Annotated in this window: 9 protein-coding genes; 6 read left to right on the forward strand and 3 right to left on the reverse strand. The window is 38.3% G+C overall.

Annotated elements, in window-relative coordinates:
• The gene (locus RZN25_01130; GenBank protein ID MEQ6375437.1) at positions 1-906 is read left to right on the forward strand and encodes a type II secretion system F family protein; all 906 of its coding nucleotides are present in this window, start codon (positions 1-3) and stop codon (positions 904-906) included.
• A 526-nt stretch (positions 907-1432) separates the two neighbouring features.
• Positions 1433-1780: a CPBP family intramembrane glutamic endopeptidase gene (locus RZN25_01135; GenBank protein MEQ6375438.1), complete on the forward strand. Its 348-nt coding sequence runs from the start codon at positions 1433-1435 to the stop codon at positions 1778-1780.
• 466 nt (positions 1781-2246) lie between these two features.
• On the opposite strand, the gene RZN25_01140 is transcribed toward RZN25_01135, so the two are convergent.
• A complete protein-coding gene (locus RZN25_01140; GenBank protein ID MEQ6375439.1) occupies positions 2247-3443 on the reverse strand; it encodes an ornithine--oxo-acid transaminase in 1197 nt (398 codons plus the stop codon).
• A 244-nt stretch (positions 3444-3687) separates the two neighbouring features.
• On the opposite strand from RZN25_01140, the gene RZN25_01145 reads away from it, so the two are divergent.
• Both RZN25_01145 and asnB read left to right on the forward strand, forming a co-directional pair.
• The gene (locus RZN25_01145; protein MEQ6375440.1) at positions 3688-4065 is read left to right on the forward strand and encodes a DUF1516 family protein; all 378 of its coding nucleotides are present in this window, start codon (positions 3688-3690) and stop codon (positions 4063-4065) included.
• 237 nt (positions 4066-4302) lie between these two features.
• Complete coding sequence (gene asnB / locus RZN25_01150; protein MEQ6375441.1) at positions 4303-6150, forward strand: asparagine synthase (glutamine-hydrolyzing); 1848 nt, start codon at positions 4303-4305, stop codon at positions 6148-6150.
• Between the two features lie 491 nt (positions 6151-6641).
• Here the strand turns inward: asnB and RZN25_01155 are convergent, their stop codons facing one another.
• Positions 6642-7997 (reverse strand): MATE family efflux transporter, encoded by a 1356-nt coding sequence (locus RZN25_01155; GenBank protein ID MEQ6375442.1) that lies wholly within the window; start codon positions 7995-7997, stop codon positions 6642-6644.
• A 267-nt stretch (positions 7998-8264) separates the two neighbouring features.
• Between RZN25_01155 and RZN25_01160 the strand changes: the two genes are divergently transcribed.
• Positions 8265-8987, forward strand: a complete 723-nt coding sequence (locus RZN25_01160) for an AraC family transcriptional regulator (GenBank protein MEQ6375443.1) — start codon at positions 8265-8267, stop codon at positions 8985-8987.
• A 71-nt stretch (positions 8988-9058) separates the two neighbouring features.
• On the opposite strand, the gene RZN25_01165 is transcribed toward RZN25_01160, so the two are convergent.
• Positions 9059-10804, reverse strand: coding sequence for an alpha-glycosidase (locus RZN25_01165; protein ID MEQ6375444.1), 1746 nt, complete (start codon positions 10802-10804; stop codon positions 9059-9061).
• A 328-nt stretch (positions 10805-11132) separates the two neighbouring features.
• On the opposite strand from RZN25_01165, the gene RZN25_01170 reads away from it, so the two are divergent.
• Complete coding sequence (locus RZN25_01170; GenBank protein ID MEQ6375445.1) at positions 11133-12446, forward strand: extracellular solute-binding protein; 1314 nt, start codon at positions 11133-11135, stop codon at positions 12444-12446.
• Positions 12447-12473 lie beyond the last annotated feature (27 nt).

The following is a 12473-nucleotide window of genomic DNA, read 5'->3' on the forward strand; positions in this document are numbered from 1 at the left end:
ATGGTTTTTGTAAGTTTTTTCTTAGCAATGGTTTGTCTCATTTATGGTTTATATACCTTGCGTGCCGAGAAAAGAATCAAGGTAAAAAAAAGATTAGCTCTTGTGATAGGGGAGCCTATCTCCTTTAAAGATAGGGAAGAGGAGATCCCGTTCTCTAAAAGATTATTACTTCCTGCGTGGAAGGCATGGAAACGGACATTCCGTAAAAGAATGCCCGGCGATAAAACCGATAAAATAGAACTACTCCTTTTGCAGGCAGGTAATCCACATGGGATGTCCCCGGTCGAGTATCGTCTATTGCAATTGTTACTCTATATCTTATTACCATTGGTATTCATTGGGTATGGGATGCTGCTCAGCCTTCCTATTGGTGGAGCTGTTTTCCTTGGACTCATTGGATTTGCCTTAGCAGGAGTTTTACCTAAATTTTATCTTCGTCAAAAAGCAAAAGCCCGGAATATAAAAGGCTTAAAAGAATTACCAGATGTATTAGACCTGTTAACAGTTAGTTTAGAGGCGGGTCTTGGTTTTGATTCAGCGTTGAGCCGTGTCGTAATGAAAAAACCAGGAGTCTTATCCTCTGAATTCCAACGATGTCTGGAAGAAATGCGGCTTGGAAAAACAAGAAGGGAAGCCTTAAGTGGTATAAAAGATAGGTTAACATTTGATGAAATCAAGGTATTAATTAGCCACATCCTTCAGGCTGAAAAACTAGGAATAGGAATGGTTCAGGTCTTACGAGTTCAATCTGTTGAAGTCAGGGAGCAACGAAAACAGCGTGCAGAAGAGACCGCAATGAAGGCTCCTATCAAAATGCTTTTTCCGCTGATTATTTTTATCTTCCCTAGCCTTTTCGTTGTTTTGCTAGGACCAGCAGTTATACAGTTTTTGGAAACTTTCCAATAAAAGATTTTTTCACCTGCCTGTCCTTCCTGTATAATTATAGGAAAACAAAGACGTGTATTTTTTATCCTTCATTGAAGAGTGCTGCGGTTTTAATGAAGGGGGGCAAACAAAATTATAGTAGCCATTCTTTCTGCAATCATTGTTTTGGTATTGACTATATGGTTTGTTGGAGATTTCTTTTCGAAAAAAACTTCTGTAAGTCATGCGTCTTATTATGGATGGCCCATTACTATTCTTGAGTTCATCATGGAAGTAATAGTTTTGTTTACTAAAGGGCTTAGTATGGTATCTCCTTTTACTATCATTTGGGGAGAGTTACTCTAATTAGGAAGGATCTATGTATCTGCTTTTGTTGGAATGTACTATGTAAGGGACATTGGGCTATCACCATTTCAACTCAAAAACTGGAGAGAGCATTTGCGAGCAAAGCTTATTTTTATCGTTATTTTCAGTTCTGCTTTTTTCTTATATTCTTTTTGCGGTAACAGATCCTAAGTTATCCGCGACCATTCGAAGGGTTGTTGATATGGATCCCAATATCGTGGTGGATATTACCCCGACTTTTATTTCATGGGTCATTGTAATAGAAGGAGCTATCATTGAAGAAATTACATACAGACTCGGCATTCAAAACTTTTTCGCTAGTAAATTTAAATTCTTTCGAAATAATTATTGGGGAGCTATTATTATCTCTTCATTACTATGGACGTTCGCACATGCCAATACTATAGATCCAGAATGGATAAAGTTTGCTCAAATTTTTCCTCTTGGATTGGCCTTGGGTTATGCTTTTAGAAAATATGGGATTGAAGTTTGTATCCTTGTGCACGCATTATTCAATGCATTAATGCTTATGTTTGGCCCTGGGCTATGAAGGGGTATTAGGTGTTAAGAATTTCATTAGTGGAACAAAAATGCCATAAGCGACTTAATGTTTATTCAGTGAAATTCCATCTTGTTTGGTTGTTTTAGTGCTTTTTGATCCCTTTAGGTGCTACTATCAGTCATTGGGTGATGAATTTTGACTTAAGGTGATGATTTCAAAAGTCTATGTGCTAAAAAACTAGTTTTAAGTGACAGTTTTTTTATTCATAGTGACGGTTTTATGGTTTGTGTGCGAATCATTTCACTTGGGAGTAATTATCTTTGTTTGAGTGCCATACTTTCCCTTTCTATGTGACAATATAGAGATTTTCAGTGACGATTTTCTTCCATTTAAGCAAGTTAGGTGCAACTTTTCTTGGTTGCGTGCCAAAATTTTCATTCACCGCACATAGATAGGTGCCAAGTCTTTCAAATTGAAAAAGATGATTCCTCGAGGAGGAGGAATCATCTTTGCGTTACACTTCCAAAACTTCTCTTATTCTATCTAATGCCCAATCAAGATCCTCTTTTTCGATGATAAGCGGTGGCGCAAATCGGATCACATTTTCATGGGTTTCTTTACATAGTAATCCTTTTTCTTTTAGTTCTTCACAGTAGCCGCGGGCAGGTTCTGTGAGTTCTACTCCTATAAATAATCCACGCCCTCGGACCTCTTTAATTTTAGGATTATGAATCTTTTTTAGTTCGTCTAGCATATAATTCCCAAGTTCAAGGGAGCGTTCAGCTAGATTCTCTTCCTCAATAACTTCTAAGGAAGCGATAGAAACAGCACAAGCTAATGGATTTCCTCCAAAAGTTGAACCGTGAGAACCCGGGTTAAAGACGCCAAGGATTTTCTGATTTGCAACCACGCATGAGATTGGGAAAACTCCCCCTCCAAGAGCTTTGCCGAGGATCAGAATATCAGGGTCAACATCTTCCCACTCGCAAGCAAACATTTTTCCACTACGCGCTAAACCTGCTTGAATCTCATCAGCAATAAAGAGAACATTATTCTCTTTACATAATTCACTTGCTTCTTTCAAAAATCCTTCGGGAGGGATGACAATACCTGCTTCCCCTTGAATAGGCTCGATAAGAAATGCAGCAGTATTCTTTGTGATAGCATTCTTTAAAGCCTCTATGTCTCCATAAGGTATTAATTTAATTCCAGGGAGCATTGGTCCGAATCCGCGTTTATATTCAGGGTCTGAGGAAAGGGATACAGCCGTCATAGTTCTTCCATGGAAGTTCCCAGTACAAGCAATGATTTCTGCTTGATCTTCTTCGACACCCTTAATATCATATGACCAGCGACGGGCAGCTTTTATTGCTGTTTCAACAGCCTCGGCTCCCGTATTCATTGGTAGGGCCATATCCTTATTTGTAAGCTTACAAATCTTTTCAAACCAAGGCCCAAGCTGATCATTATGGAAAGCCCTAGATGTTAAGGTTACACGTTCTGCCTGTTTCTTAAGAGCGTCAATAATTTTGGGATGCCGATGACCTTGGTTTACAGCTGAATAGGCACTGAGCATATCCATATAACGGTTGCCCTCTGGATTTTCAACCCAAACTCCTTCTGCTTTAGAGATAACAATGGGTAGTGGATGATAGTTTTTAGCTCCAAATTGCTGAGTTTGTTCAATGATTTCTTGACTTGATCGTGCCATTTAATCCCTCCTAATGGTATAGTCTTTTCCCATTATAACAGGTTTTTCGCGTTTTTTCCTTGGTAGATGGGAATGTACAAAACTTTCTTTCCATACGTACAGTTATGGCATTCGCTACCAAGGCTTACTAATGTAATTTTTTTCCAAAAAGGCTTCGAGGGATAGAAAAAATTCATATTTTCTATGTTCCATGCTATGATAGGGTAGAAGCTCTATATTGGACAATATAAAGGAGGATACATAAATGATCGAAGGAATGATCCACTCCCATGTTGGTGGATGGTCACTAGCTATTGTGCTTATACTTCTAGCCGTCATTTTCTTGAAGACAGGCCAAAAGAAAGTCTCCAAAATTCTTCACATGATTTTACGTCTCGTGTATGTAATCATCATTATTTCAGGAGGCTATTTATATAGCTTATACTTCCAAGGTGCAGGAAATCTTGGCGAAGCTACTGTAAAAGCTTTAGCTGGTTTATGGGTAATTTTTTCTATGGAAATGATTCTTGTCAAAATGGGAAAAGACAAGCCTACATTAAGCTACTGGATCCAATTGATTATTGCTTTAGCTATTACGTTAGTTTTAGGATTTGGTCGTTTAGAACTTGGTTTTTTACCTTAATTAATGGGAAGCACTACCTTTATTGGTAGTGCTTTTCTTATACTATCAAAATTTACAGTTTTAGTTGGTGTGAGTTCACATCATGTATGTTTTTTATTAGCAAAACTCGTCCCTACATATTTTGTCATGTTCAATTATATACATATAGTTATAAGGTTTTACTATATCCTAAATTTGTGGAACCTTTATGTGGAAAAACACATAAACATGATTAGGTATTAGGAAAGGATGAATCACATGTGTGGAATTAGTGGTTGGGCTGATTTTCAAAAAGACCTTACATCCCAGAGGGACACCGTAGAGAAAATGGCGAAACAGCTTGAACTACGTGGACCTGATGAAGCCAATACTTGGGTCAGCCCGCGTGCAGCTTTTGGTCACCAACGATTAATTGTTGTCGATCCAACTGGTGGTGGTCAACCCATGCAGAGAGTACATGATGGACATCAATATGTCCTTTGTTACAATGGAGAATTATATAATACAGAAGATTTGAGAAGAGAACTGGTTCAACATGGATGGAGCTTTCAATCCCATTCTGATACAGAGGTTTTACTCACTAGTTATATGGAATGGAAGGAAGATTGTGTCCATAAACTGAATGGTATTTTTGCTTTTGCCATTTGGGATGAGAAGGCACAAGAGTTGTTTGTAGCAAGAGACCGCTTAGGGGTAAAACCATTGTTCTACCATTATGAAAACGGTAGTTTATTATTTGCTTCTGAAATAAAGGCTTTACTTGCTCATCCGAAACTTAAACCTGTGGTCAATGAAGAAGGGCTTAGTGAAATTCTTGCTTTAGGACCTTCAAGAACCCCTGGGCATGGTGTTTTTAAAGATATCCATGAGCTTCGTCCGGGACATATAGGGACATTGAATGCCAATGGATGGAGAGTCAATCGATACTGGAATGTAGAAAGCAAGGAGCATACAGAATCCCTAGAGGAAACCGCTGACCATATTCGTTTTCTATTAAAGGATTCCATTGAACGCCAGCTTATATCTGATGTTCCGATTGGCACCTTCTTATCAGGTGGCGTTGACTCTAGCGCGATTACTGCAATTGCAGCTGAAAAATTAAAAAAAGAGTCAGGTGCTACATTGCCAACCTTTTCTATTGATTTTGAGGAAAATGAAAAATATTTTAAAAAGAGTAAGTTCCAGCCCAACAGCGATGTAGAATTTATCATTAAAATGACAGAAGAGCATGGAACGAATCATTTTTCTGCAGTAATGGATAACGAAGTCTTGGCTGATTTGCTCAAAGAAGCAACGGAGTTAAGAGATTTACCGGGAATGGCCGATGTTGATTCTTCCTTACTCTGGTTTTGCCGAGAAATTAAAAAAGAAGTTACTGTAGCCTTGTCAGGTGAATGTGCTGATGAAATTTTTGGTGGTTACCCATGGTTTTATCGTCCCGAGGAATTGGAGAGAGAAGGATTTCCATGGATTCGTTCTTCAGAAGTTCGTTATGGTTTACTAAATAAAGAAATGCGAGATAAACTAGATTTAAATAGTTATATGCTTCAGCGATATTATGAAACGGTAAAAGAAACCCCTACCTTTGATGGGGATTCAAAGGAAGAAGCGCAACGAAGAGAAATGTTCTATCTGAATATGAATTGGTTTATGACCAATTTGCTAGATCGCAAGGACCGTATGAGTATGGGTGCAAGTCTGGAGGTTCGTGTTCCTTTTAGTGATCATAGACTTGTAGAATATGTGTGGAATGTACCGTGGGAAATGAAGCGTTATAGGGATCAAGAAAAAGGGATTTTGCGAAAAGCCTTGGAAGGTATTCTTCCTCATGAGGTTTTATACCGCAAAAAGGCTCCTTATCCCAAAACTCATCACCCAGCTTATACAAAAGCAGTGGTTAAGTGGATGGATGAAATTTTGGAGGATCCCAACTCACGTTTATTTGATATTTTTGATGGAAAACAAATAGAGGAACTTGTTAGAAGTGAAGGGAAATCCATCCAAACTCCTTGGTATGGTCAACTAATGACTGGTCCTCAGCTTTTGGCTCATTTAGGTCAAATCGACCATTGGTTACGAAAATATAAGGTGGAGATTGATATATAAATAGGGAACCCCAGGCTAGATAAAGCCTGGGGTTTTTGGTTAATTAGCTCTAATGGGGTTGTTTGGTGCGCGTTGACGCTAATTTTTGAGCATTGATGACCTATAAGTTTAATTGTTGCGCACAGTTTCTTAAAACCTGCGCATTAACTCAAGAAAGTTGCACATAAAACTCTTGAAGGTTGCGCATATACTCAACAATTCACGCGTTGTCTCATGGGAGTGAGCATAGCAACAGTATATTGAGCATAGTGCTGAAAAACCCGAGCATAAAACATTAAATTTTGAGCATACCTCAAGTGATATCTGCGCATAAACTTTGTTTTGGGCGCATTGAGTCTTACATTTGAGCCCATAGATTAAAAGTTGAGCATACAACATCCAAAGGTCGATCATGTTCATCAAAATCAATAAAAGGATGGTTAATTAAACACTAGTTCAACCCTAGGTACAATTTAAAATTAACCAAACTTTTTCAATAGAAAGTTACACTATCAGGTCGTCTGTTTAGAAACAAAGGCCATTGTAACCCACTTTCTTCCTTTCCAACGATACAACATGATGATTCCTCTTAACCATTCATCAGCTATGAACCCAATCCATACTCCGACCAATCCCCAGCCGAGATAGAGTCCGAAAAACCAAGCAAAAGTAACACTAATTCCCCACATGGATAGGATGCCCATATACACAGGGAAACGAACATCCCCCGCTGCCCTTAATGAATTAATCACTACAAGATTAAAGGCACGGCCAGGTTCTAAAATAACAGTTAATAATAAAAGAGTTGCCCCTTCTGCAATAATCGTCTCGTTATTAGTGAAAATCCCTAAAAGGGGTTGGGCAAAATACAGTACAATACCAGCCATACCTATTGAAATAAAAATAGACAGAATCAGGCTTCGGATACATCGTTTGTATGCATCCTCAATTTCGCCTGCTCCAATCATATGACCGATCAAGATTTGATTTCCTTGGCCAATAGCGATAGCCGCAAGAAAGATAAACATCATAATGTTTTGGGTATACACTTTCGTTGTTATAGCTACTGTTCCCATTTGGGCAATGAAATAGGTGATGAGCATCTGACTCGCATTATATGAAAGATGTTCACCTGCCGATGGTATTCCTATTTGCAATAAGCTTTTGACGTGTGCTTTTTGATAAGATAAAAAGGACCGAATAGGAAGAGAGCCTTCACTACGTTTCAGTAAAAGGAATAACAAAACAAGAAACCCTATGAATCTACTAATAGAAGTTGAGTATGCTACCCCCACTACTCCAAAAACAGGGAATCCAAAGGGACCAAAGATTACAAAATAGTTTCCAATTACATTTAGGATATTCATCCCAATAGTGACATACATCGTATCCTTGGTATATCCATAACTCTTTAATATTGCACCCACTGTCATAATCATGGCTTGAACAAAGATCAGACCACCTACGACGGTCATATAAACGCTAGCTTCACCCATTAGTTCTTTTGGAAGATCCATGATTCCTAGGATTTGTTCTGAGAAAACAAAGAGCCCTATACTTAAAGCAAGTGAAAACCATAAATTCAACCCAAGAGAGGTCATCGCAATTGTTCCAGCTTCTTTCTCCCGGTCTGCCCCTAAGTTCTGGGCAACAAGAATAGCCGCCCCTGTGGCCACAAAACCAAACATAACTATAATGACGGATAAAATTTGGTTGGAAACTCCCACTGCAGCTACTGCATTATCCGAATACTGACTGAGCATTAAGGTATCGGCATTCCCCATAAGCATATGGAGAAGAACTTCTACAAATATGGGCCATGTTAACGTAAATAGGGTTAGTTTTTTCTTTTGGTGTTGTTGGTCCATAGTTAACCTCCTTGTAACATTTCCGAAAAAACAATAAAACATAGTGTACCTTGTGTTATGTATAATAGAAAGAGAGGATTCCGAAAACATTTATACAATTCCGACTTGAAAGGAGGTCTGAAAATGGTTTCTTTTGTTTCTTTCGCTTCTCCTCCGCTTCCCATTTTTATAAAGGCGGGCAGAGCAACCTATCGTCCTGGCATGATGCATTTCTGCAGGACTTTTTCGATATTTGATTTTTTGTATGTACATAAAGGAGCTCTCCATATGACCGAGAATAACCAGTCTCATACGATTCATGAGGGGGAATATTTGTTTCTTGTTCCAGGCTTTGAGCATTATGGTCACAAAGGGTGCGAAGAGGAAACAATTTACACTTGGATTCATTTTGCAACGAATGCGCCTATTCAATTGTTGGAAAAGTCAACTATGGTATGGTCTGAGATTCTTCAAAAGGAATCAACCTTTTTAGAACCAGGAGAATATCGATGGATTCTTCCTAGAAAGAAAAAAGTGGAACATCGACTACTGTTGGAAAGGATTTTGGATCAACTTTTATATGCTCATCAAAGTACTCATCCATTAGAACGAATAGAAGAACAGCCAATTTTTCAGCAGGTTCTGGTCCACATTCAAAAGGAAGGATTTGATGCGCCGACATCATCTGAAAACATAGCTCAGCAGGCTATTCAATATATAGAAAAACATTATCAAGAAGAGTTCCGTATTCAAGAAATGGCTCAGGAACTGCATTTCCATCCGGATTATGTTGCTAGGGTTATGAAGCAAACGACCGGACTTTCTCCCGTTGAGTACGCGAATCAATTTAGAATTACAAAAGCAAAGCATCTTTTGGTAAATACAGATTTAAAAGTAGCTGCTATTTCTCACGATGTTGGTATTAAAGAACAAACCTATTTTTCGAGGTTATTTAAAAAATACGAAGGTGTTACTCCGATAGAGTACAGGGAACTCATGAAGAGAAACTAATAGGCGTGGGCCAAAATAGAAAAAAGATGATTCCTCATTGGAATCATCTTTCCTAGATTAACTTTTTGATCCTAAAGTTCTACAACTACAAATCCGTAGGGACTAAGGGTAAGTTGTTGTTGTAAATCTACTTGGTCATTACCTAAAAGGGTTTTACCTGAACCTAAAGATAATGAACTTAGATCCATCATTTGTTCATGGTCATTTCGATTCAGAATAAATAGAAGCCTTTGGGATCCAGATGTTTTTTCGTATACAACTACATTCGTATCATCATTGGTATACAAAAATTTAAAGGTGCTGTTATTTCCAAAAGCAGGAACATCTTTCCGTAATTTTAATAATTTTTGAAGATAATTGAATAATTCTCTGTCTTGGTCCTTTTCTTCCCAAACCATACATTTGCGGCAACCCGGGTCTTGTCCACCAGCCATTCCAATTTCATCTCCGTAATAAATACAAGGCGTCCCAGTAAAGGAAAGTTGGAATAAATAAAGAAGTTTCACTCGATCTTTGTTGCCATCTGCAAGTGTGAGAACACGTGGTGTGTCATGACTGTCTAACAAATTAAAAGCGACTTCGTTCACGTTTTCAGGATAAGCGTGAATCACTCTGGTAATGGTATTCGCAAATTGGGAAGCAGACATGGCTTCTTTTGCGAAAAATTCAATAGCTCCATGGGTAAATGGGTAATTCATAACCGCATCAAACTGATCTCCCTGAAGCCAAGGCATGGAGTCATGCCAAATCTCCCCTAAAATATAGGCGTCCGGTTTTGCCTCTCTAACAACTCGGCGAAAATCTCTCCAAAAAGAATGATCAATTTCGTTTGCAACGTCTAGACGCCATCCATCAATATCAAATTCTTCAATCCAATAACGCGCGACATCTAACAGATAATCTCTTACTTCAGGATTCTCTGTGTTCAGCTTAGGCATGGAAGCAACAAAACCAAAGGTATCGTAATTTGGCTTCGGCTCAGTTTGGATCGGAAACTCCCTTAAATGAAACCAATGTCTATACTCAGACTTTTCTTGTTTTTTAAGAACATCTTGAAATTGAGGGAAATAATAGCCACTGTGATTAAAAACAGCGTCCAACATAACTTTAATGCCTCGCGCATGACATTCTGAAACTAATTTTTTAAAAGTATGCTTATCCCCAAATTGTGGGTCAATTTCCATATAGTCAATAGTGTCATATTTATGGTTTGAATAAGCTTTGAATATCGGGGTGAAATAAATTCCATTGACACCCAAATCCACCAAATGGTCCAGGTGATTCATAACACCTTGGAAGTCCCCACCAAAGAAATTGGTAGGAGTTGGTTCTTCGCTTCCCCAGGCAAGTGTTCCTTCAGGATCGTTGGGTCTGTCCCCGTTGGCAAATCGTTCAGGAAAAATTTGATACCAAACAGTATCCTTTACCCAATCAGGTGCATCAAACACATCAATTTCGTTTAAGAATGGGAAAGAAAAGTAATAAGCAGGATCCTCTATGAGCTGATCAAAAAACCCTCTTTCTGTATAGACGGTAGTTTCTGTTTGATCAGCAATGACGAAACCATATCGGAGTCTTCGAAATGGTGGTTCATAGGCAGCAAACCAATAATCAAATAAGTCATCTGACCCACTCTTCACCATGGGTTGTGTATGATATACCCATTTATCGTTTTCCCATTCATACTGATCACCTGTAATTAAATCTACTTTTTGGACGTCATTTTTTTTAGTTTGGAGACGGATATGAATGGTTTTTTTGTCGTAACTGTAGGCAAAATTATTTTTAGGACGGTGGTATATACCTTCTTTTAACATGTTTAACATCCCTTCTTCTTTTTATGGTCAAGTTTGTGCAATCGATTGCTCATATAGGTACAAAACGCAACTTTATTTGGTTTTAGACTAGTTTATTCTTTGTTAAAAGTCAATGGTTTAAAAGGATTACATGAAAAGTGCTTTAAATTGAGGGAATGGCCCTAAAAAATTATTTAAAAAAAAGGTTGTCAAATTTAAAAAACCATGGCATAATTTGAATTGTAATCAAACAGTGCAATCGCTTTCACAAACGGCAGAGCGATTTTTAATTGTTCAGTTTGTGCAAACGTTTGTGCAAAATAAAAATTCCTATATGGAGGGGTCGTTAATGAAAAAAGCGTTACTAGTACTATTTAGTTTAATGCTTGTTGCTGTGCTGGCTGCATGTGGACCAGACCGTGAAGAAGACACTAATAACGGTAATGACAATGCAGCAACTGAGAATGAAGGAACTAATGAGGGGAATAACGAAGCAACTTCAGATATGCCTGAGAAACCAGAATCACTTACTATCTGGATGAATGATGAAGAAGATCAAATAGAAGCTATTGAGGCTTCTGCTTCTAGATTCACAGAAGAAACTGGAATTGAAGTGAATGTTGAAGGTGTAACAATGCTTGATCAAGTAGAGAAACTTGATCTTGATGGACCAAGTGGAAATGGGCCTGATATTTTCTTCCAACCACATGACCGTATTGGTGACCTTGTTATCCGCGGACTTGCAGAAGTAGTTGATCTTGGAGACAGTGCCGGTGATTACACAGATACGGCTATCCAAGCTGTTACTTATGAAGGAGATACATGGGGAGTTCCTGCTGTAGTAGAAACTTATACTTTATACTACAATAAAGATATTATTGGAGATCAAGTTCCAACTACTATGGAAGAACTTGAAACAATTATGAAAGATTATACAAATACTGCAAATGATGAGTACGGTATGTTAGCAGAAGCAAATAACTTCTACTTTATGTATCCATACTTTGCTGGATATGGCGGCTATGTATTTGCTAATGATAATGGAACTTATGATCCATCTGACATCGGGTTGAATAATGAGGGCGCTGCAAAAGGTGGAGAATTAATTCAATCCTGGTTTACGAATGGATATATGCCTAAAGAAATAACTGCAGATATCTTAAATGGTCTATTTAAAGATGGTAAAGTTGCAACAGTTATTAATGGACCTTGGATGATGGGTGAATATAAAGAAGCTCTTGGTGACAGTCTGGGTGCTGTAGCTCTTCCATTACTTGAAAATGGTGAGCATCCAAAATCTTTCGTAGGTGTGAAGACATTCATGCTTTCCTACTACTCTGAAAATAAAGAGTGGGCTACTGAATTAATGAAATATTTAACTAACACTGAAGAAGCCATTAACTACTTTACAACTGCTGGTGAATTACCTGCACGTAATGATTCTTTAGAAGACCCAGCTATTACAGGGGATCCAATTGTGGCTGCTTTCTTAGAGCAAGCTTCTTATGGTGAGCCAATGCCTGGTATTCCTCAAATGCAACAAGTTTGGGACCCAGCTAATGCTGCGCTTCAATTCATCGCTAACGGTGATGATCCAAAAGAAGTGTTAGACGAAGCTGTACAAATTATTCAGGATAATATTGCTGCTGCAAGCGGACAATAAAAAGGAGAAGGTGGATAGGAGTTGTCC

It is taken from the genome of Bacillaceae bacterium S4-13-56, from assembly GCA_040191315.1.
Lineage (GTDB): Bacteria > Bacillota > Bacilli > Bacillales > JAWJLM01 > JAWJLM01.